General features: G+C 57.7%; 20 protein-coding genes. 14 read left to right on the top strand and 6 right to left on the bottom strand.

Annotated features, from left to right (window positions below):
* The first annotated feature begins 69 nt into the window (after window positions 1-69).
* Window positions 70-1,884 carry a membrane protein insertase YidC gene (yidC, locus tag RBB82_RS09845; protein WP_433974953.1) on the top strand — a complete coding sequence of 605 codons (1,815 nt, stop codon included), beginning with the start codon at window positions 70-72 and terminating at the stop codon, window positions 1,882-1,884.
* A gap of 120 nt (window positions 1,885-2,004) precedes the next feature.
* Entirely contained in the window at window positions 2,005-2,634 is a 630-nt protein-coding gene (locus tag RBB82_RS09840) for a protein jag (protein ID WP_433974952.1), read from the top strand.
* An 18-nt stretch (window positions 2,635-2,652) separates the two neighbouring features.
* Here RBB82_RS09840 and RBB82_RS09835 read toward each other — a convergent pair whose 3' ends face one another.
* From RBB82_RS09835 to thrS, 5 genes are all read right to left on the bottom strand, one after another.
* The gene (locus RBB82_RS09835) at window positions 2,653-3,216 is read right to left on the bottom strand and encodes an SRPBCC family protein (protein WP_433974951.1); all 564 of its coding nucleotides are present in this window, start codon (window positions 3,214-3,216) and stop codon (window positions 2,653-2,655) included.
* A gap of 47 nt (window positions 3,217-3,263) precedes the next feature.
* Window positions 3,264-4,172 carry an NADP-dependent oxidoreductase gene (locus tag RBB82_RS09830; protein ID WP_433974950.1) on the bottom strand — a complete coding sequence of 303 codons (909 nt, stop codon included), beginning with the start codon at window positions 4,170-4,172 and terminating at the stop codon, window positions 3,264-3,266.
* Between the two features lie 87 nt (window positions 4,173-4,259).
* On the bottom strand, window positions 4,260-4,766 hold the full coding sequence (locus RBB82_RS09825; protein ID WP_433974949.1) for an SRPBCC family protein: 507 nt from the start codon (window positions 4,764-4,766) through the stop codon (window positions 4,260-4,262).
* 171 nt (window positions 4,767-4,937) lie between these two features.
* Window positions 4,938-5,291 (bottom strand): hypothetical protein, encoded by a 354-nt coding sequence (locus RBB82_RS09820; RefSeq protein WP_433974948.1) that lies wholly within the window; start codon window positions 5,289-5,291, stop codon window positions 4,938-4,940.
* A gap of 37 nt (window positions 5,292-5,328) precedes the next feature.
* Window positions 5,329-7,359 carry a threonine--tRNA ligase gene (thrS, locus tag RBB82_RS09815; RefSeq protein WP_433974947.1) on the bottom strand — a complete coding sequence of 677 codons (2,031 nt, stop codon included), beginning with the start codon at window positions 7,357-7,359 and terminating at the stop codon, window positions 5,329-5,331.
* 221 nt (window positions 7,360-7,580) lie between these two features.
* On the opposite strand from thrS, the gene RBB82_RS09810 reads away from it, so the two are divergent.
* The 10 genes from RBB82_RS09810 (at window position 7,581) to RBB82_RS09765 (ending at window position 17,455) form a co-directional block, all read left to right on the top strand.
* Entirely contained in the window at window positions 7,581-7,907 is a 327-nt protein-coding gene (locus RBB82_RS09810; RefSeq protein WP_433974946.1) for a hypothetical protein, read from the top strand.
* Window positions 7,908-8,049: 142 nt separating this feature from the next.
* Entirely contained in the window at window positions 8,050-8,676 is a 627-nt protein-coding gene (locus tag RBB82_RS09805) for an FMN-dependent NADH-azoreductase (protein ID WP_433974945.1), read from the top strand.
* A gap of 579 nt (window positions 8,677-9,255) precedes the next feature.
* A complete protein-coding gene (locus tag RBB82_RS09800; RefSeq protein ID WP_433974944.1) occupies window positions 9,256-10,755 on the top strand; it encodes a bifunctional folylpolyglutamate synthase/dihydrofolate synthase in 1,500 nt (499 codons plus the stop codon).
* Window positions 10,752-11,648: a lysophospholipid acyltransferase family protein gene (locus tag RBB82_RS09795; protein WP_433974943.1), complete on the top strand. Its 897-nt coding sequence runs from the start codon at window positions 10,752-10,754 to the stop codon at window positions 11,646-11,648. The genes RBB82_RS09800 and RBB82_RS09795 overlap by 4 nt, the downstream gene beginning before the upstream one ends.
* 75 nt (window positions 11,649-11,723) lie before the next feature.
* Complete coding sequence (locus RBB82_RS09790; RefSeq protein ID WP_433974942.1) at window positions 11,724-12,506, top strand: gamma-glutamyl-gamma-aminobutyrate hydrolase family protein; 783 nt, start codon at window positions 11,724-11,726, stop codon at window positions 12,504-12,506.
* Between the two features lie 99 nt (window positions 12,507-12,605).
* The gene (rsmG, locus tag RBB82_RS09785) at window positions 12,606-13,217 is read left to right on the top strand and encodes a 16S rRNA (guanine(527)-N(7))-methyltransferase RsmG (RefSeq protein ID WP_433974941.1); all 612 of its coding nucleotides are present in this window, start codon (window positions 12,606-12,608) and stop codon (window positions 13,215-13,217) included.
* Between the two features lie 163 nt (window positions 13,218-13,380).
* Window positions 13,381-14,334 carry a ParA family protein gene (locus RBB82_RS09780; protein ID WP_433974940.1) on the top strand — a complete coding sequence of 318 codons (954 nt, stop codon included), beginning with the start codon at window positions 13,381-13,383 and terminating at the stop codon, window positions 14,332-14,334.
* Window positions 14,335-14,420: 86 nt separating this feature from the next.
* The gene (locus tag RBB82_RS09775) at window positions 14,421-15,335 is read left to right on the top strand and encodes a ParB/RepB/Spo0J family partition protein (RefSeq protein WP_433974939.1); all 915 of its coding nucleotides are present in this window, start codon (window positions 14,421-14,423) and stop codon (window positions 15,333-15,335) included.
* 53 nt (window positions 15,336-15,388) lie between these two features.
* Window positions 15,389-16,717, top strand: coding sequence for an amidohydrolase family protein (locus RBB82_RS09770; protein ID WP_433974938.1), 1,329 nt, complete (start codon window positions 15,389-15,391; stop codon window positions 16,715-16,717).
* Window positions 16,718-16,738: 21 nt separating this feature from the next.
* Complete coding sequence (locus RBB82_RS09765) at window positions 16,739-17,455, top strand: methyltransferase family protein (protein ID WP_433974937.1); 717 nt, start codon at window positions 16,739-16,741, stop codon at window positions 17,453-17,455.
* A 176-nt stretch (window positions 17,456-17,631) separates the two neighbouring features.
* Here RBB82_RS09765 and RBB82_RS09760 read toward each other — a convergent pair whose 3' ends face one another.
* Entirely contained in the window at window positions 17,632-17,928 is a 297-nt protein-coding gene (locus RBB82_RS09760) for an HU family DNA-binding protein (protein WP_158792936.1), read from the bottom strand.
* Between the two features lie 358 nt (window positions 17,929-18,286).
* Here RBB82_RS09760 and bla point away from each other — a divergent pair, with 358 nt between their 5' ends.
* Together bla and RBB82_RS09750 are read left to right on the top strand one after the other, a co-directional pair.
* Entirely contained in the window at window positions 18,287-19,189 is a 903-nt protein-coding gene (gene bla / locus RBB82_RS09755) for a subclass B3 metallo-beta-lactamase (protein ID WP_433974935.1), read from the top strand.
* A gap of 280 nt (window positions 19,190-19,469) precedes the next feature.
* A complete protein-coding gene (locus RBB82_RS09750) occupies window positions 19,470-20,504 on the top strand; it encodes an LLM class flavin-dependent oxidoreductase (RefSeq protein WP_433974934.1) in 1,035 nt (344 codons plus the stop codon).
* The last annotated feature ends 36 nt before the right edge of the window (window positions 20,505-20,540 follow it).

Raw genomic sequence — 20,540 nt, 5'->3', positions numbered from 1 at the left:
AGCGTCTGCAAATCATCTACGAATCCATTTAGGCGTTAGCGCAAGTCAGCAAAGAATAGGAAGTCTCTTTTGGCAGAGTTCAAAAACCCCAATCAACAGGGCGGCGGCGACAATAAATCGCTCCTCGTCATGATGGTCGTTCTGGTCACCGTGTTCTTCGGCTTGCAGTACTTCCGCGCCAAGAACAACCCTCAGACCGTGTCGCCTAACTCGACGCAGAGCGCGACATCCGGTGGACAAACCGCTGCGCAGCCGGGGATGTCGCCCGCTGCTAACGCGCCCGTTGCTCTGTCGCCTGCTGCGGCTGCATCGTCGGTGCCGGCGGTTCAGGCTCCTGCCGAGTCTACGACCGTTGTTGAGAACGAACTCTACCGCATCACGTTTACGAATCGCGGGGCTCAGGTTACGAGCTGGGTTCTGAAGAAGTACAAGGATAGCGATGGCAAGCCGTTGAACATTGTTCATACGGATGCGGCGAAGAAGTTTGGCTATCCGCTGTCGCTCTACACGTATGACTCTGCGCAGACGACTGGTTTGAGCCAGGCTCTTTATGTTCCTTCGGCTACGGGTGATCTTGCTGCTCCGGCGAGCCTCACGTTTAAGTATTCGGATGGTGGGACGCAGGTTACGAAGACCTTTTCGTTCGATGAGACGTATGTTCTTCATGCCGATGTCGAGGTGACTCGCAACGGCGCGCCGGTTCGTGCGCTGATCAACTGGCCGGGCGGCTTTGGCGATCAGGACAATGCGTCGGCCTACGCGAGCGGTCAGCTGGATGTCGCGCGCAATGCGAAGGAAGAGCATCTTGCGGCGAAGAAGGTGTCCGGTGGCGAGACGCTGAATGGGCCGTTTGACTGGGCCGGAACCAGCGATAACTACTTTGCTGCGATCTTCCTGCCGGATTCGCCGGAGACCTCGACGGTCGCGACGCTGCACAACACGCTCGATGTGGCGAAGACGATTCGCCGGACGGGCCTTGGCTCCGGTGCTCCGGCGAAGGGTGCGATTGAGGTTCCGATTCTTGGGGCTGCGCTCGGCGATACGAGCGGCCATACGCAGACGCGGGTCTATGTCGGGCCGAAGGCGGTTAACGTGTTGCGTAGTATTCGCGCGACAGGTAATACCATTTCGCTTGAACCGCTGCTGGACTTCGGCTTCTTTGGGCCGATCGGCAAGTATTTGTTCCTGGCGCTGCAGTTCATCCATGCCCATGTTGTTTCGAGCTGGCCTGGCGCCTGGGGATGGTCGATTGTTCTGCTGACCGTGCTGATCAACGTTATTTTGCTGCCGCTGCGAATCAAGACCATGCAGAGCGGGCTCAAGATGCAGCGGATTCAGCCGCAGATGGATGCGATCAAGGAGCGGTACAAGAAGTACAAGGCGACCGATCCGAAGCGCAACGAGATGAACGTCGAGATCATGAAGCTGCAGAAGGACAATGGAGTGAATATGTTCGGCGGCTGCATTCCGACGCTGATCCAGTTTCCTCTGTTGATTGCGTTCTTCAGCATGCTTCCCAAGGTCGTGGAGCTTCGCCAGTCTCACTGGTTCTGGCTGCCCGATCTTTCGAGCGCCGATCCGTACCATATTCTGCCTATCGTTATGATCGTCAGCCAGTTCCTGGTGCAGTTCTATACGCCGTCGCCGGGCGTCGATCCGCAGCAGCAGAAGATGATGGCGTTCATGATGCCTGCTGTCTCGGGCTACATGACGTGGAACTACGCGTCTGGGCTGGCTCTGTACTGGACTATTGGTAACCTCATCAGCATCATTCAGCAGTCGGTGATGAACAGAACGAGCATCGGCCGCGAGATGCGTGAGATTGCTGCCAAACGGGCCCGGCGCAAGGCAGGGACCCCAACGACGATTTCGGGGAAGCGATAGTTCCATTTTGGAAAAAGATCACTATTTAGTCCGAAACTTTCGCAACAAAACGAACGTCTTAGTGTTCGAATACGTTTGTATTGTCAAACAAACAAGGTCTAATATGTTGCTTCTTCAAAAATGACGACCCTTTTCAATGATCAGGGCCACGCAGAGAAAAAGATCAAAGACTACCTGGAAGTTTTGACCAACACAGGAAGTCTCGATTTGAAGTACGAAATCCTTGCCTGCAACGGCCAAGTGCAACCCAACACTGACGATTCAGTCGGTGAGAGATCTCAGCGTGTCCTCTCCGACTCACCAGTTTCTGCCACACTCCCTCGTATCAAAGTCGACTTGAGTGGGCCCGATACAGCACTTCTTCTGGCGCGCAACGGCGAACTTCTGCACTCGATCGAGCACGTCGCTGCGAAGATTCTCCGGCTCGAGCCGGAAGATCACGATCAAATCTCCTTCGATGCCGAAAACTTCAAAGCCAATCGTGACCGCGAACTTCAGGAAAGAGCTGAGGCAGCAGTGCAGTTAGTTCGCACCACGGCTCGCCCATACTCGTTTCCACCGATGACCTCGCGCGAACGACGCATGCTGCACCTGGCACTGGCAAAGTCCGGTCTTCCGACGGCGTCTTCAGGCGAGGTTCCGCGACGCTTCGTGGTTCTGTACCCCGAAGGTCTTCAGCCGGCGCAGCCGACGCAGGCAGCCACGGAAGATCGCACTCGCGCCATCCGCAATAGCTTTCGCCGGCGATGATGATTCGGTAGAGATTGTCTAGCTCTGTGAACCGCGGAGTAAGCCTGGGTCATTCCAGCGACTTGTCTTTGCCTCTCCATCGGACTGTGGGGTGGCCGAGACGGAATGGCCGTCGAGATATTTGTGCCACTCCTCGCACTCCGCTACCTGCTTTAGTAACGCATTCCTCTGCTCCAGATACGCCGTCAGATGCCGACGCAGAAACATGCTCGTCGCAAGGCGTCCCAGCACACCCCAGGGTGCAGAAAATCGAATCTCATCGCGCATGCGTGTGCCATCGTTCATCGCGGCGAAGTGATGGTCATGCTCGAAGTGCTCGAACCGGCCCTCAATCATGACGTCTTGAACGTGCGAGTAGGGCCGCAGTATTTCGATCCTGCTTGTGTGGTTGAGTGTGAGCCCAAAGTGCCGGCCCTGAAAGGTCACCGTTTCGCCTTTGTTGATGAGGCCCGTCGTCACACCGGCGACCGCTTTTTCTCGTGAAGCATGTGCGGATGCGATGTGAAGATCCACACTCAGACTTAGCAGGAAGCACCGTTCAACCGGTGCATCGATCCAGGTCTCGAGTCGAATCCGTTCCATGTGCGCCACCGATCGACTGCTCAGAGCCTAGCGTAATGCAACAACCCTTACGCCAGAAGCAATATCTTTCCTATTCCGCCTTTTTCGGCGGCAGCGTGCGCTTTTCCAGCTTCCGATAAAGAGACCATTCGATCGATGGGGATCTTCAGTTTGCCTGCGACCACATCTTCCCCCATGGTCTGAAGCGTCTTCGAGTCCGACACCGCTCGAACCGGCTCGATCCTGACTGTCGGATGCATGTTCGCATACGACGGCGGACCCAGCACCGAAGCAAAGACTCCTCCTTGTTTCACCTTTCCCAGAAGCTTCGCAGCGGTTTCACCGCCAACCGTGTCGGCCACGGCATCGACAAACCCCAGCTTCTCCATCGCGGTTGCGTCATCGAGTGGCAGCACCATATCTGCGCGGAGCGTCACCGCGTCCTTCACCTGCGACTTTCTTACGCCTGCAATGACGATGGCACCGGCCTTTTTTGCCGTCCATACCGCCGAACGCCCCACTCCGCCGAATGCTCCGGTCACCAGCACCGTCTGCCCAGACTGGATCTTTGTGCCTCGCGTGATCAGCTGTTCTCCAGTCAATGTCACGAGTGGGAGGGCCGCCGCTTCGATCAGATCCAAATGCTGCGGCACGTGTGCGAGATCCGCTGCCTTCACCACGACCAGTTCGGCATATGCTTTTTCGGTAAACGCCATCACTCGATCGCCGGGCGCAAATCCACTGACGCCTTCTCCGACCTCGCGCACGATCCCGGAGATGTCTCTTCCGAGGATGGCCGGCAGTACGAGCGGGAAATGCGCCTTCGCTTCTCCGCTCCGCATCTTGTAGTCGATGGGGTTCACACTGCTTGCTGCTACTCGTACCAGCACCTCACCCTTGCCGGCCACGGGGTCGGGATAGCTCTCGTACAACAACTTGTCGGGCCCACCATACTCATGCAAGACGACGGCATTCATAATTCACCTCATGGTGTGAGATGCAAGGATGAGTCAGGGTGTCGGCCGTCTGTTGAACGTTCCGAGATAAGTTTTGCTATGCGGACGTTAGCGTGATGCGCTCTTCTCGCTGTTCTTCAGGTTCGTGGTCTCCGGCAGATATTGCCGCCACTCGTTGCTCTCGGCGACCCTTTTGAGCAGGCGCATCCTCTTGCGAAGCAGCCGCGAGATGTGCGGCACCAGTACGAATCGCGCCACAAGTCCACCGAGCCATCCGAACGGCATGGTGAACCGCAGCTTGTCGTTCAATACCGTGCGGCCATCCATAAAGTAGAGGTGATGGTCGTGCTGGAATCGTCTGAAACGGCCACGTCCCATCGTGTCTTGAAAGAAGGTGGGCCGTTCATATTTTGTGATCAGGCTTTCATGCATCTGCGGGAAGCCGAACTTCCATCCGGCCCACAGAAGCCTGTCCCCGTCTTCAATCAGCCCGCTGGTCTTGCCTTCAATCGGCTTCATCCCAAGCGTTCGTCCCACGAGCTCGATATTGGTCGAGAGCAGAAAACACCTCTCGATCGGAGCATTGATATGGACGCTGTCGCTAATCGTAAACATTGGACTCCTGTAGAAAAATTCTACCGTTCCCCGAGCCGACCGCTCAATTGAAATTAACCTGCCTGTACCAACGCACAAAGAGATCTACGGAATTTTTATATCTTTCGTATGCATAAGTCAGGTTCTATTTGCTTTGATGCAGATGTCGATCCAAGCCGTCGTCTGTGAAGACTAAGCGTATCCGCGCTCTGCTTCAGCTTTCTGATGGCAGGTATGGCAAACCAACTGCGTATTTCTTGCAGTATATCCATCGATCGCTCGGAACCGGTCTAACTCTGCTCCTCGGTCCGGCAATGGGCTCTGGCAAAGAGCACAGAGTCCGCGCTGACTCTTACGTTTTGCATCCTTCAGCTTGCGTCGCTGGGTTGGTGTGCCGCGCTCATCGAACTCGAGCCGCTTCAGGATATAGCGCCGCATTTGGAAGAGGCGCTCGCGGTCTTCGCCTGCGACTGCAGCGATTCGACCGCGTAGCTCATCAAGAATCGCGATCGCCGCTGCCCGATCTTCGTCAGAGAGCGAAGCCATGGTGAAGCCTCATGCGCAATTCTTTGAGTGCAACCGTTTAGAGTGCAACCGTTTTGGAAGACACCAGCTCCTTCGCCCTCTTGATAAAGTCGACGAGCGAGACGCTGCCCTCGTCGCCCTTGCCTCGGGTGCGGACGCTTACCGCTTCCGCTGCTGCTTCCTTATCTCCCATGACCAGCACGAAAGGTACCTTCTGCAAGGTGAACTCGCGAATCTTCGCGTTCATCTTTTCGTTGCGCACATCGAGTTCGACGCGCAGGCCTGCCGCTTCAAGCTTTGCCTTTACCGCTGTCGCGTACTCGACGTGCTTCTCCGAGATCGGCACGATTCCGACCTGCACTGGGGCTAGCCATAGCGGAAACGCACCGGCGTAGTGCTCGATGAGCACACCAAAGAACCGCTCCACCGAACCGAAGAGCGCACGATGCACCATGACGGGTTGATGCAACTCTCCATCTTCGCCCTTGTACTCCAGCTCGAAGCGGGCAGGCAGGTTGAAGTCGAACTGCACCGTGGACAGCTGCCAGAGACGGCCGAGCACATCGACCAGCTTGATATCGATCTTCGGACCATAGAATGCGCCCTCACCAGGGATGGCCTTGAATGCCACGCCACGCTTGGTCAAGACGTCCTTTAGTACTGATTCGGCGCTCTCCCAATCGGCAGCATTGCCGACAAATTCGCCGGCCTTCTTCGGGTCGCGCAGAGAGAGTTCCACGCGATATTCCGCGAAGCCGAAGGTCTTCAGCACAGCTTCGGCGAAGTCCAGGCAATCCTCGATTTCGCCGACGATCTGCGAAGGGGTGCAGAAGATGTGGGCGTCGTCCTGCGTGAAGCCACGGACGCGCAAGAGTCCGTGCATGGTGCCGCTGCGCTCGTAGCGATAAACATTTCCCAGCTCCGCATAGCGTACCGGCAGGTCGCGATAGCTCTTCGGGGAGTTCTTGTAGATGAGAATGTGACCGGGGCAGTTCATCGGCTTCAGCCGGTACTCGGCGTCATCCAGCTCCATTGGGGGATACATGTTCTGCGAGTAGAAGCCTTCGTGGCCTGAGATCTTCCATAGATCGCGGCGCATGATGTGCGGAGTGTAGACCATTTCGTAACCGCGACGGATACATTCATCGCGCATCCAGTCTTCCATGGTCTTGCGAATGAGCCCGCCCTTTGGATGCCAGAAGATGAGGCCCGATCCTGCGACCTCCTGGATTGAGAAGAGGTCGAGCTGCTTGCCGAGCACACGGTGGTCGCGGGCCTTGATCTCTTCGAGGCGCTTGAAGTGAGCATCGAGATCCTTCGTGTTGAAGAATGCGGTGCCGTAGATGCGCTGGAGCTGCTGGTTGTTCTCATCGCCGAGCCAGTACGCTCCTGCGACCGACGTCACCTTGAACGCCTTCACTCGGCCCGTTGAGGGCACATGCGGGCCGCGGCAGAAATCCACAAATTTTCCGTTGCGATAGAGCGAGATCTCATCGCCCGGCTGCGTGAACTTCTCGATGAAGTGGACCTTCATGAACTCGCCCTGCCCGGCGTAGTCCTTCAGGCCCATCTCGCGCGACTCTTCTTCGCGGATGAACTTCTCATCGCGTGCAACGACATCGGCCATGCGCGTCTCGATGGCTGCGAGATCGTCGTCACTGAACGGCGTCTCGCGGTAGACGTCATAGAAGAAGCCCGCGTCCGTTGCAGGACCATGTCCGAGCTTCGTCTCGGGAAACAGCTCGAGGATTGCCGTCGCCATGACGTGCGCGGCTGAGTGCCGCACTACCTTCAGCGCAGCTTCGTCGCTCTCTTTGAGCAGCTCCAGCGCAACATCTTCATTTAATGGAGCGGCGAGATCGACCAGCCGCTCTCCGGTCTCGTCGCCGCCGTACATTGCTGCCTCGGATGTCTCGTCATCGGTAGTGGTTCCGGCAGCCACAGGCGTCAGCGGACGAATCCGTGCCACGACAACTGCTGCAGCCAGCCGGGGCGAGATGCTCATCGCCACATCGTGTGCTGTCGTACCGCGCGGAACCTCGCGCACTGAACCATCCGGAAGCTGAATCTTGATCGTCTGCTCGCTCACATATCAAGAATAGATGGTTGTCGCAAAATGCGTCGAGACGGCGCCTCCCGGAAGCTAAAGTTCTGCCTGGTAACCGCAGGTCATGATGCAGGGTGTTACTACGGAACCATATCGCTCTGGCACGACGGTGCTATGGCCCTGTCGCCCGGTCCCGGCTACTGTAACGGTGTTTGAGATGTCCATAGAAGTTCGGGCAAAGGCCCGCACAGGACGACAACCACATGCAGGTATTACTGAGAAAATCGGAGTTCCGGCAAGACATTCACTGCAGCATCTGTGGCCAAGGCTTCCGTCTCTATTGGGAGTCCAATTCACCCGCAGAACGGGCGACCATGCGCTCTCTTGTTCTCGGAGAGCTTCGCGATCACCACTCCAAGGAGCAAGGCGACAACAAAACGCCCGCCGCACACCCTTTTGATCTCTTTCGGCTGCCCACCTGGACCGGATCACCTCAGTTCTCGCGTGTTGCCATGCTTGCAGGACCGACCAAGCCTCGCAGCTCGGTCTCGAAGATCATCTATATATCGCAGGCTCGACAGGCCAGATAGTTCCGCATTGCTGAAACGGCGAAGGGGGCGAAGTCTTCGCTGTAAATTCATCGTGGCTTGCATCAAAGACATTTTCTCCTACATCTATAGGGTAGCGGCCGCGTGTTATCTGCGGCCCATCCAAGCAAGATGAGGGTTTCAAATGTCAACACTTCTAAAGATCGACGTCAGCCCGCGGGGTGAATCTTCCATCTCCCGCAAACTCGGGAACCACTTCGCGACCGAGTGGCAGTCCAACCACACCGGCGGGGAGATTATTACCCGCGATCTGGCCACTACAAAGATCCCTTACGTCGATCTACCCTGGATAGGCGGCGCCTTCACTCCTCCTGACCAGCACTCCGCCGAGCACAAGGCCGCGCTCAAGATCTCCGATGAGCTTATCGCTGAGCTGCTCGGCGCCGATGAAGTCGTGATCTCGACCCCCATGTACAACTTCAACGTTCCGGCCGTCCTCAAGGCCTGGATCGACCATATTGTCCGGCTCAATAAAACCTTCGGCTTTGGCCCTGAAGGCCTCAAGGGCCTTGCTGCCGGTAAGAAGGTTACCGTCATCATCGCCAGTGGCAGCGAGTACACGGCAGGGTCGCCCATGGAGTCCTACAACCTCGAAGGCCCCTACTTCCGCGTCGTCTTCGGCTTTATCGGTATAACGGACCTGACCATCGTGCATGCGGGAGGCACCAACACCGTAGCCCAGGGGAAGGTCGCCGAATCGGTCTTCATCGAGAAGTTCGTCCACGAGATAGACCTGGCCGCCTCCAAGTAACAAGTTCGTTTAACAGACCGATAGCAGAGTACGCGGCGGACAGCGATACAACTGTCCGCCGTATTTCGTCACCAAGCCTGGCTCTCTACTTAACGTGGGAGCAATCTACCGGCTCACTTTGAGGGCTTTAGGGCAAAAAGGAAGGACCGCACCTTACCGGGTAGCGGTCCTGTTTTCATTACGAGTACGTGGGGTTGGGTTATGCGATTTCCGGTAAGCTCTTCATGGTCGGTTGCTGCGGGATATGTTTCTTCAGCCAAACGTTTGCTCTCCACCGTCCGATGAAGGGGGCGGTAGCAATCATTCCAAATGAAACACCTAACGCAATATGCATAAACATCTCCTTTTTTCTCCCCAAAGGCCTTACTGAACCCTCCGAGGGTGAACCTGGCAGTGACTTGCAAACTTGCAAAGAATTGCATGTTGCAACTGTTGATTCCCCACTATCCCCCCACCGAACCTTGCTCGACATCCCACCTTCGTGTTATCGGCTCGTCCTTCGTGTTAGATGAGTCGACACGTCAGCCACCTCCAGTAACGTCTATTCATTGACCCAACGTAATCGCCTAAAATAGCGGCATGTCCTATGCAGCGGCAGTCGATAATCTTTACGCCCTGGGTCACGAACTTGCCCCTCCGGCGCCGGGCGCTCCACGGCGCAAATTTGAACTTGCACACATGCGTGTTCTCGCCGAAGCCCTGGGCAGCCCGCAGAACGCCTTCCCCCCGGTCCTTATCGCCGGAACCAACGGTAAAGGCTCTACCGCTGCCACCCTTGCCAGCATCCTGACGGCGGCGGGCTACCGCACGGGACTCTACACCTCTCCTCACCTGATCCGGGTCAACGAGCGCATGCAGATCGACGGCGTTCAAATCCCCGATGAGGATTTTGCCAGGCTTTACTTTCAGGTCGACGAGACCGCCCGCAGATTGGTCGAATCGGGCAATCTTCCCCATCCCCCCAGCTTCTTCGAGGTTCTTACTGCTGTAGCTTTCCTCCACTTCGCGGGCAAAACTGCCCTGGAGGCGTCCGCAGGCGGGGCAAACGACCGGCCCGTGGACATCGCCGTCCTCGAAGTCGGTCTTGGCGGCCGTCTTGACGCAACCAACATTGTCGAGCCACTCCTCTCGATCCTGACCGACATCGCGCTCGATCATCAGGACTATCTCGGCAACACCATCACCGAGATTACACGCGAAAAAGCTGGCATCCTCCGCCCCAACGGGACGCTCATCACGCTTCCGCAACACCCGGAGGCGAATCAGGCCATCGGAGAAGCTGCCGCAACGCTGAATCTGCGCGCCATCAACGCAGCGAACTACATTCCGCATACGCCGGTGAGAAGTGCTCAGGGCGAATATGAGGGAGAACCTGCTCGGTCAGAGCCTCTGCCTTCGAATCACTACATCGTCACCGTTGGGGATCAGGCTCTCGAGGTCGACTCTCCTCTGCCCGGCCAGCATCAGCGGCGCAATATTGCGCTGGCAATTGCGGCAGCAGTTGAATTACGCAATGGAAGCAGTTACAAATTACTCCAAACAGCACCTATAGGTAATAGAGATGGTTACAATATACCCAATACAGCAATAGAAAAGGGCATTCGCAACACTTGCTGGCCTGGCAGGCTCGAGTTGGTCAAATTCTCCGACGGTCCCAAACTCCTCCTCGATGTAGCCCACAACCCGGCCGGAGCCTGGACTCTGCGCGCCGCGATCGCTCAGCTTCCCGAATCCCAGCCACGCACACTGCTCTTCAGCTGCCTCCGCGACAAGGACCTTCGCGAGATGGCCCAGATCCTCCTGCCCCTCTTCGATTCGTCATCGGGCGATGTGGAGCGCCGCAACGATCACATCCTCTTTGCTCCGATCGACAACCCACGCGCTGCCAGCATCGAGGATCTGCTCGCAGCGGCACGCGAGCTCGAGATTCCTGCCCTCGCAGCGGATGACCTCCGCACTGCATTGTCACACGCGCGCGACATCACCCCGCCCAACGGCCTCGTCATCGCTACCGGCTCGGTCTACCTTGTAGGAGAGATCCGCCGGCTTGCGGAAGAGTCAGGGTCCACACTCTCATGACCGACAGGTTTAGTGAGGGACTGGAAGACACGACAGACAAGACTGCTGAGAAGACAGTCGATGGGGTTTCAGCTTCCACCGGGGCGAAGGCGGGAGTTCAGCCGCTCCTCTCTCTGTCCGAGCCGGAGAACGCGGGGACTGCCGTTGTCTCGAAGCAGCCTCCGTTCGCTCTTCGCTGGCTCTCCTACCTGATCGCGATCCCACTCATCGCTCTCGCGACGGCTGGCTTTGGCTGCATCTCGCTGCTTTGCGGCCTTTGGGACAAGTCCGGCCGCCAGCAGCATGCAGTCGCGCATCTCTGGGCCCGTACGCTTCTACTCATCAGTCTGTCGCCGGTAGAGATCGTCGGCAGCGAAAAATTGCACGAGCACGAGACCGCCGTCTACGCCTCCAACCACCTGAGCTACATGGACACGCCTGTCCTGTTCGCGAAGCTTCCATTCCAGTTTCGTATTCTGGCGAAGCAGGCCCTTTGGAAGACTCCGTTCATTGGGTGGTACCTCAACCGCTCCGGCCAGGTGCCGGTCGATACCAAGAGTTCCCGGTCGCTGGTCGCCAGTCTGAACCGCGGCGTCGCTACCTTGAAGCACGGTTTGCCTTTGGTCCTGTTTCCTGAAGGTGGCCGCGCCGCCACCGGTCGACTTCAGACGATGATGTCCGGATGCGCGTATATGGCGATCAAGGCTCAAGTGCCACTCGTCCCGGTTACGCTGGTTGGCACGTATGAACTCCTCCCCATCCATGTCTATGCGTTGTATCCGCGTCCGATCCTGATTGTGGTGGGAGACCCAATTCCCACGACGGGCCTTACGTCGAGGGATGCAGATGCCCTCACCCAGCGGATCTACGAGTCCATCTCCGCCACCTACGCACAGTACACCCGGAACCGGTAGCCCACGGCCTCCTCACAAATGTTCCACGTGGAACGGTGAGGTTCCTATTCGATTTCGATAGAATATGGAAAGAGCATGAAGCCGCGAATCGCCATCCCCGTCCCAACCAGCACCGACCTCGCCTACAACCAGCGCTCGTGGCCCCAGTATGCCTCAGCTATTGAACGCAGCGGCGGCGAGCCCGTCGAGATACCTCTTACTGCCACTCCGACGGCCATCGCAAATCTCATCAATACTTGCCAAGGGGTTCTGCTGCCCGGTAGTCCGGCCGATGTGAACCCTCAAAAGTATGGCCAGGACCCTATTCCCGAATGCGCCGCAGCCGATAGCCTTCGTGAAAATGTGGATGAGCTTCTCGTTCAGGACGCCCACAACCTCTATAAGCCGATCTTCGCTATCTGCTTCGGGATCCAGTTCCTGAATGTCTGGCGTGGGGGGACGCTCGTGCAGGATCTGACCGTCCTGCCGGTGAACCATGCGGCGGGCGGCAGTGTCGCGATTGCCCATACTGCTGCGGTCGCCCCGGACTCCCTCCTCGGCAGCCTGGTCTCCGCTTCGGAGGCTCCGGAGCAGGACTTTTTCCTCCGACTCCCTATCAACTCAAGCCATCATCAAGCTATCGGTATCCCCGGCGATGGTCTTCGTATCTCGGCGCGTTGCCCACAGGATGCAGTTATCGAGGCGGTTGAGGGCGGCCAGGCTACGGAAGGCGCTTCAGCGCACTTCGTCCTTGGGGTTCAGTGGCATCCGGAGCGCAGCTACGATCTAAGTCCCACTTCGAAGGCTCTCTTCGACCGATTCGTCGCCGAAGCCGCGATGTGGGTGCCTCGCCCTATCCATACCTCCGTGGCGTCCTGACCCCTTGGGCCGTCATGGGCATGTTCCACGTGGAACATGCCCATGACGGCCTTCGTCTCTCGCCGATCCGTCGCAGTCTTGCGATAAACTCGTAGTTGGATGGCCACTCTCTCCGACTCTGCGATTGCAACTCTCCTCCAGCCTTATGTAATTGATAAGGCTGCCATTCCGCAGACTCTGTACCCTCAACTCTCCATGTACCTTGACCTGCTCGTGAAGTGGAACGCCCGCACCAACCTTACGGCGATCCGCGACCCGGAGGAGATCGTTCGCCGGCACTTCGGGGAGAGTTTGTTCGCAGCCCAGTATCTCGACCCTGCTGCGGCGACGCTCCTCGACTTTGGCTCTGGCGCTGGATTTCCGGGCCTGCCCATCGCGCTGCTTCGGCCCGGTATTAAGGTCACCCTGGCCGAATCCCAGAACAAAAAGGCCACTTTTCTTCGGGAAGTCGTCCGGAGCCTGAAACTTACTACCGAAGTCTGGGCGGCGAGGGCCGAAACGATGCCCGAATGCCGTGTCTTCCATACCGTTACCCTACGGGCGGTAGATAACATGGCCGCTGCGCTGGCTGCTGCGGCACCGCGGGCCTCCCGAGATCTGCTCCTTCTGTCTAACGCTGAGGCGGGCGTACCTCCCGAGTTTAGCCCGCATCCGCCGATTTCGATCCCTACAACTCAGAACAGCGTTCTTTTGCGCGCAACCCGCCTCTGAACGTTCCACGTGGAACAAAGATTTCCACATTCGCCCTCGCAAAACTGCCCTGATTTCGCCACGAAACACGCGTTCCACACGTTCTCCACAGCTCCCGCCACTTCTGCACAACATCCCCCCATTGCCACGGCTTCCAGCTCCCGATACCCTTGCATTTACCTCGATGATCACCGAACAAACCACCAGCAAACCCGAAACCTCCCCCCAGAAGCCAGTCGACCCAAAGCCAACTTCCAAGGTCCTTGCTGTCGTTAATCAAAAAGGTGGAGTCGGCAAGACGACGACCGCGATCAATCTGGCTGCCGCGCTCGCCTTGGAAGGGCTCAATACCCTCCTCATCGACTGTGATCCCCAGGCAAATTCCACGGGAGGGCTCGGATTTGCCCGTCCAAAAGACGACGAAGAGGCCCGTCTCAGCGTCTACGACATTCTCCTCGGCCAAACTACCATTGCGGAGGCTCTCCTCTCGACCGAGATCGACACCCTCAAGCTGATACCAAGCAGTAAGAACCTCATCGGCGCTACCATCGAGCTGATCGCCCTCGACCGCCGCGAGTACAAGCTCCGCGACGCGATTGACCCCATCCGCGCCGACTATCCCTTTATCATCCTCGATTGCCCCCCGGCACTCGATCTTCTTACCTTGAACTCGCTCGTCGCTGCCGACGGCCTCCTGGTCCCCATGCAGGCTGAGTACTTCGCCCTGGAAGGCATCTCCGAGCTGATGAGCACCCTCGACCGTGTCTCTCAGGCCTTCAACGCTGGCCTCGCCCTCGAAGGTGTCGTTCTGACCATGTACGACGACCGGACGAACCTCTCTCAGCAGGTCTCCGAAAATCTCAAGGCGTTCTTCAACGACAAGCTCCTCAAAACGACCATTCCTCGCAACATCCGCCTGGCCGAAGCCCCCAGTCACGGTAAACCCGTCTCGCTCTACGACCCCAAATCACGGGGGGCCGAAGCCTATCGCGAGTTGGCCCTCGAGCTCCTGTCCCGCAACAACATCGCCAGCCCCGAGGAGAAGAGGCGCAAAGCCGCAGCAGCGGCTGCAGCCAGCGCGCTCAAATCCTTCAACAAGCCCGAAAAGAAATCCCGTTTCTGGCAGTCCTCTAAATAGCCTTCGATCTTCGTAGCCGCAACACTGCCTTGAGTTCAACTTCCCAGGCCCTGAACCACATTTCATCGTATAGAGAGTCTCCTATCATGCCAGCAGTCACAACCGACCCCAAGCGCCGCGCCCTCGGCAAAGGCCTTGAATCCCTTCTTCCATCCCGTCCAGCGCCTACCCCCGCGCCGCAAGTTGCTGCTCCGGTCGAATCAACGGGAAAGCCACTCGAGATACCTCTGGAACAGATCGAACGCAACCCCTACCAGACCCGGACGCGGTTCGATGAAGCCAAGCTTGCCGAACTTGCGCAATCCATCTCGGCCTCTGGGGTGGTGCAACCCATTGTGGTGCGGCCACTTGCGGGCGGCCGGTATCAGCTGATCACAGGAGAGCGCCGCTGGCTGGCGAGTAAGAAGGCAAACAAAGCCACCATCCCCGCAATCGTCCGCCAGGTGTCTGATGAGCAGACCCTTGAGATGACCATCGTCGAGAACCTTCAACGTGCGGATCTCAACCCCATCGAGCAGGCCCGTGCCTACCAGCGGCTCAGCAACGACTTCAAGATGACCCAGGAGCAGATGGCCATCCGCACCGGCAAAGAGCGGGCCAGTGTATCTAACTTCCTTCGTTTGTTGAAGTTACCTGAGACGGTTCAGCAGAAAGTCGAGTCCGGAGACCTCTCCTTTGGCCATGCCCGCACGCTTCTCGCGTTGGAGTCACCCGATGCGATCACTGCTGCTGCCCAAAAGGTGATGGCGCTCTCGCTCTCCGTTCGCCAAACCGAGAGCTACGTTCAGGGCCTCATCAATCCTGAGGCGAAAGAGAAGAAGGAATCGAAGGCCGATGCACAAAAGGAAGATCCCAACGTACGCGAGGCACAGGACCGTATCCGCCGAACGCTTGGCCTTAAGGTTCGAATTGAAGATAAGAACGGCAAGGGCCGTGTCATTATCGAGTACTCTGGCCTCGAAGATTTCGATTCCATTCTCACCGCCCTCGGCGGCCAGTAGACTGACTCATCACAGTTATTCCAATCGATTCGAAAGATTTCAGGAGATAGCTCATGCGCAACGTGTGCCACGTGAAATTTTATCTGCTCCTTTTTGTGTTACAAATTGCGGCAGTGTTGCAGATTGCGGCCCCTACCGCCGTCGCACAGACCTCGCCCTCGACGTCGCGAACGCTTCTTCGCACTGGGCATCTTCTCGACGTGAAGACTGGCGCCGAGCCCGCTGGCCAGACCATCATCATCACTGGTGACCGCATCACCGCTATCGCGCCGACGGCCTCCACACCGAAGCAAACTGGCGACACTGAGATCGACCTCACCAGGTACACCGTCATGCCTGGCCTGATTGACGTCCATACTCACCTCACCATGGCCAACAACTTCGATCCCTACTTCGAACTCAGCATGACGCCCGCGAAAGAAGCAATCATCGGCGTCGAGAACGCGAAGGTTACCCTCGAAGCCGGCTTCACGACGGTTCGCAACGTTGGCGCGGGTGCATTCACCGACGTAGCTCTTCGCGACGAGATCAACGCAGGCCACATCCCCGGCCCGCATATGCAGGTCTCTGGTCCGGCGCTCGGCATCACCGGCGGTCACATGGACGAGAACCTTCTGCCGTATGAGTACCACGTCCACGGCGAAGGCGTAGCCGACGGCATCCCTGCCGTCCAGCATCAGGTTCGCGAAAATATCAAGTACGGTGCCGACCTGATCAAGATTGGAGCCACCGGCGGCGTTCTCTCCAAGGGCGACGATCCGCAGGCCAGCCAGTACACGCTCGAAGAGATGCAGGCCATTGTTGCCGATGCCCACCGTCTCGGGCGCAAGGTCGCCGCTCACGCTCACGGAGCGCAGGGCATCATCTTCGCTACCGAAGCAGGAGTCGATTCCATCGAGCACGGTTCGTACCTCAACGATGAAGGCATCGCTCTGATGAAGAAGCACGGCACCTATCTTGTGCCAACGGCTTACCTCATCGACTGGATGCAGCAATATGGCAATCTCCCGCCCTTCTACCAACAGAAGATGAAGGACGTCAGCGCCGTTGAAAAACAAAATGCTACGAAGGCCATCAAGGCAGGTGTCAAAATCGCACTTGGGACCGACGCGGCCGTCTATCCGCACGGCCTCAACGCCCATGAGCTCGACGTCTACGTCAATCAGTTCGGCATGTCGCCTCTGGCCGCCATTCAAACCGGCACCATCAACGCAGCCGATCTGATGTCATGGACCGACCGCACCGGAACGATCGAACCCGGCAAGTGGGCCGACATCATCGCCATCGACGGTGACCCGCTCAAGGACGTCAAGATCCTTCAGCACGTGAACTTCGTCATGAAGTCCGGCGTCGTCTACAAAGACGAAACCCACAAGCAGTAGGAAAGAAATCTTCGAATCGACATGAAAGCAACTGCACTGGAGTTCCGTTTCCGATTTCTTCTTGGCGTCATCATTTACCTGCTCGGTTTCATTGCTCCGTGGAACAACTTTCTGCACCTGGACTCCATCCGGACCTGGCAGTTGCTTGCGTCATGGCCCGCGCGCAACGGCTGGATCGGCTTCAGCGCAGCTACGATCGCTGTTCTTGTCCTCGGCATACTGTGTGCTTTTGCAGGAGCGTTCCTGCGCACCTGGGCGTCAGCTTATCTCGACCCCGCCGTCGTCAAGGCTGGCGCGATGCATGGTGACAGCATCGTGGCGTCGGGGCCTTATCGCCATCTACGCAACCCACTCTACTTCGGCACGATGATCCACACCTTTGCTCTCGCGCTTCTCATGCCGCCCAGTGGAGCCATCTTTTGCGTCGTGGCCATCGCGTTAGTTCAACTGCGCCTCATCGCGGCAGAAGAGTTCTTCCTCACCGCAAAACTCGGCGCTCCCTATGTTGCGTATTGCGCCAGAGTCCCTCGTCTCTTCCCTTCAATTACGCCACGCATTCCCGCATCGGCAACGCAACCCGCGTGGCCTACAGCCTTTCTCTCCGAGATTTACATGTGGGGAGTTTTCGTCTCGTTCGCGGCTCTGGGCTGGCGTTACAACTCGGTTCTCATCATCAAGTGCATTCTGATCTCCCTCGGCGTCTCATTGATCGCCCGAGCGTTCCTCCCAAAGAAGTAGTCCGCACGAATCAAGCCCAAAACGAAAGAGCCTGTCATGCCGCTGCTGAACAGGGGCACAACAGGCTCTTCGGTTACTCTCGCGCCTCAACGTAGCAACCAGGAGGCGCAACGATCGGGGAGGGCCCTTTGCTTGCGGCACAACCGCGCAACGACCGCGTCAGTGCCGCAGTTGAACTACTTCTTTACCGGTGCGATCGTATCCTTCGCAACCTTGGCCACGCGGAACTTCACCACGGTCTTGGCCTTGATCTTGATGGTCTCACCCGTCTGCGGGTTGCGGCCAAGACGCGCTTTGCGCTCTGCCTTCACCAGTTTGCCGATACCAGGAATCGTGAACTCGCCATTCTTCTTGGTCTCTTTCACTGCGGTCTCGGCCAGCAGTTCGAGGAAGCCCGCGGTCTGCTTGTTGGTGAGTTCGAGCTTTTCCGCCAGGTGGCGAACCAGCGCTGTCTTTGTCATTCCCTTTGCCATGTGTCTTACTCCTTCTTGCGTTTCGAAATAGATTCTCGGGCCCGCTCACCTAACCTGCATAAATATTCTGTAAAGCGCATCAGTTTTTTCAATGCGAAATCATCAATGTTCATGCGGGTGCGGAGAACCGTACCGCAATTCACCTTCATCCTTTCTGAGCGCTTTGTCAACCAGATTTCTTCGGTTTCCACAGGTTTTTTCCGGTTTTTCTCGGTTCTGTTCAAAATTAGGTACATTTTGCCCGAAATTTCCAAGAAATTCCCACTTTTAACCCAATGCCTCCCTCATCGGCAGAGACGTTCCGGGCGCGAACCACCCACGAGTGCAGAGGGTTGGACTCCTTTCGGTACGCTCTACAATGAGGAAAGTGCGCGCGACTCTATCCCGTCTATCGCTTGTCCTCTTCTGCACGTCCGTACTCCTGCATGCAGCACCCGATCCCGCGTGGACAACACCCATCGCCCCATTCCGCATCGCCGACAACCTGTACTACGTGGGAAGCCAGGACCTTGCCAGCTACCTCGTCGTAACCGCACAGGGGAACATCCTGATCAACGCGAACCTCGCTACTTCGCCGCCGCAGATACGCGCAAGTGTCGAGAAGCTGGGCTTCCGCTGGAACGATATCAGGATTCTCCTCAACAGCCAGGCGCACTTCGATCACATGGCTGGCGCGGCCGAGGTGGTTCGCGAGACACATGGGAAGAACATGGTGATGGACGGCGACGTGAACGTAGTCGAGACCGGCGCGCGGAAAGATTTCCTATCTCCCTCACCCAACATCCACCTCTACACCCCTGTACACGTGGACCGCGTCCTGCGCGACGGAGACACGGTAAGCCTCGGGGATGTGACACTGACGGCGCACAAGACTGCAGGCCACACTCGCGGATGTACGACGTGGACCATGCGCTCGCATCTCCCGGGGGAGCCTGAGGGAACGACGCGGAACATCGTCATCGTCGGAGGAGTAGGCTTCTGGTCGGAGTTTCACTTCGTCGCTACACCCAGCCACCCCGTAAGCTACCCCGGCATCGTTCAGGACTTCCAACATACATTTGTCGCGCTGCAGGGTTTGCCATGCGACGTATTTCTCGGAGCCCACGGTGGCTACTTCGATATGCTCACAAAACTAAAGCATTACCAGCAGGATGGTCCCCATGTCTTTAGCGATCCTGCGGGCTACAGAGCCTTCGTCGCCGATGCTCAGCAAACGTTCGAGCAGGCATTGCGCAAACAACAGGCCGCTGCTGTACGTTGACTCGCTTACAGCAGCAAACCAAATACTCACCTCCGTTACGGACGGCAACGGTTGCCGCGAACACGACCACTGGTAAACGACGCAACGAACGAGACTGAGAACACGACATCCCATCCATCGCGAACGAAGGATGGATGTGAGGCTGCTCTGAGGTCGGCCTCTATCAACCGAGGCATCCCACAGCCTTAGGTCTTGTTGCGAAATGATGCAAGCTGGCCTCGCGTGAATCAAATCTCTCTCCTTTGCATCAACCTAAGAGACAATCGTTAGAGGACAAGAAATGCAGATTGGCATCGACAGCTTCGCCGCTTTAGTTGCAGACCCAGTCACAGGGGAAATCGCCACCGCGCAACAGCGCATCGCTTACCTCCTTGAAGAGATTGAGCTGGCCGACAAGGTAGGCCTCGATCAATTCGGTCTCGGCGAGCACCATCGCAGCGAGTACCTCGACTCCGCTCCCGCCGTCATTCTTGCAGCCGCGGCCTCGCGCACAAAAAACATTCGCCTGACCTCAGCCGTCACCGTCCTCAGCGCAGCCGATCCCGTGCGCGTCTTCCAGGAGTTCGCAACGCTCGATCTCATCTCCGGTGGTCGCGCCGAAATCGTCGCAGGCCGAGGCTCCTTCATCGAGTCTTTCCCGCTCTTCGGCCTCAAGCTCGAAGACTACGACGACCTCTTCGCCGAAAAACTCGACCTCCTCCTTACTCTTCGCGAAGCCACCAACGTCAACTGGTCTGGCAAACACCGTGCACGACTCACCGGCCAGGGCGTCTATCCGCGACCCATACAAAACCCGCTTCCCGTGTGGCTCGGCGTCGGCGGCACGCCGGAGTCCTTCGTCCGTGCCGGCGCACTTGGCCTTCCTCTCATGGTCGCCATCATCGGCGGCGAGCCTCACCGCTTCCGTCCACTCATCGACATTTACCGCGAAGCAGGCAAGCGCGCCGGTCATGTACCCGAGTCTCTGAAGGTCGGCATCCACGCCCTCGGCTACGTCGCCGACACCGACCAGCAGGCCTCTGACGACTTCTTCCCCGGCTACGCCGAAGCCTTCACGAAGATCGGCAAGGAGCGTGGCTGGCCCCCCGTCACACGCGGCCAGTTCGAAGCACTCCGCCGACCCACCGGCGCTCTCATGGTTAGCGACCCCGAAACCGTAGCCTCCAAGCTTCTGCAGATGAACGAAGCCCTCGGTGGCATCTCTCGCATCAGCTTCCAGATGAGCGTCGCCGCCCTCCGCCACGACAAACTCATGCACGCCATCGAACTCCTCGGCACCAAGGTCGCGCCCATCATCCGCAAAGCCCTCTCCTAAACACCGGTCTTGCTCTGTAAGCCCGTTGCAGTTGTC

It is taken from the genome of Tunturiibacter lichenicola (assembly GCF_051013355.1).
In the GTDB taxonomy this organism is placed as follows: domain Bacteria; phylum Acidobacteriota; class Terriglobia; order Terriglobales; family Acidobacteriaceae; genus Edaphobacter; species Edaphobacter lichenicola_F.
This window is presented reverse-complemented; position numbering and strand designations above follow the sequence as displayed.

What these genes read in the sequence shown, in the direction of transcription:
- RBB82_RS09830 (WP_433974950.1), bottom strand. Translation starts at nt 4,172, where the DNA reads ATGAATGCCGTCGTCTTGCATGAGTATGGTGGGCCCGACAAGTTGTTG.
- RBB82_RS09840 (WP_433974952.1), top strand. Translation starts at nt 2,005, where the DNA reads ATGACGACCCTTTTCAATGATCAGGGCCACGCAGAGAAAAAGATCAAA.
- rsmG (WP_433974941.1), top strand. Translation starts at nt 12,606, where the DNA reads ATGGCCACTCTCTCCGACTCTGCGATTGCAACTCTCCTCCAGCCTTAT.
- RBB82_RS09805 (WP_433974945.1), top strand. Translation starts at nt 8,050, where the DNA reads ATGTCAACACTTCTAAAGATCGACGTCAGCCCGCGGGGTGAATCTTCC.
- RBB82_RS09775 (WP_433974939.1), top strand. Translation starts at nt 14,421, where the DNA reads ATGCCAGCAGTCACAACCGACCCCAAGCGCCGCGCCCTCGGCAAAGGC.
- RBB82_RS09770 (WP_433974938.1), top strand. Translation starts at nt 15,389, where the DNA reads ATGCGCAACGTGTGCCACGTGAAATTTTATCTGCTCCTTTTTGTGTTA.
- RBB82_RS09780 (WP_433974940.1), top strand. Translation starts at nt 13,381, where the DNA reads ATGATCACCGAACAAACCACCAGCAAACCCGAAACCTCCCCCCAGAAG.
- RBB82_RS09790 (WP_433974942.1), top strand. Translation starts at nt 11,724, where the DNA reads ATGAAGCCGCGAATCGCCATCCCCGTCCCAACCAGCACCGACCTCGCC.
- RBB82_RS09810 (WP_433974946.1), top strand. Translation starts at nt 7,581, where the DNA reads ATGCAGGTATTACTGAGAAAATCGGAGTTCCGGCAAGACATTCACTGC.
- RBB82_RS09820 (WP_433974948.1), bottom strand. Translation starts at nt 5,291, where the DNA reads ATGGCTTCGCTCTCTGACGAAGATCGGGCAGCGGCGATCGCGATTCTT.
- bla (WP_433974935.1), top strand. Translation starts at nt 18,287, where the DNA reads ATGAGGAAAGTGCGCGCGACTCTATCCCGTCTATCGCTTGTCCTCTTC.
- RBB82_RS09825 (WP_433974949.1), bottom strand. Translation starts at nt 4,766, where the DNA reads ATGTTTACGATTAGCGACAGCGTCCATATCAATGCTCCGATCGAGAGG.
- RBB82_RS09760 (WP_158792936.1), bottom strand. Translation starts at nt 17,928, where the DNA reads ATGGCAAAGGGAATGACAAAGACAGCGCTGGTTCGCCACCTGGCGGAA.
- RBB82_RS09750 (WP_433974934.1), top strand. Translation starts at nt 19,470, where the DNA reads ATGCAGATTGGCATCGACAGCTTCGCCGCTTTAGTTGCAGACCCAGTC.
- RBB82_RS09795 (WP_433974943.1), top strand. Translation starts at nt 10,752, where the DNA reads ATGACCGACAGGTTTAGTGAGGGACTGGAAGACACGACAGACAAGACT.
- RBB82_RS09835 (WP_433974951.1), bottom strand. Translation starts at nt 3,216, where the DNA reads ATGGAACGGATTCGACTCGAGACCTGGATCGATGCACCGGTTGAACGG.
- RBB82_RS09765 (WP_433974937.1), top strand. Translation starts at nt 16,739, where the DNA reads ATGAAAGCAACTGCACTGGAGTTCCGTTTCCGATTTCTTCTTGGCGTC.
- RBB82_RS09800 (WP_433974944.1), top strand. Translation starts at nt 9,256, where the DNA reads ATGTCCTATGCAGCGGCAGTCGATAATCTTTACGCCCTGGGTCACGAA.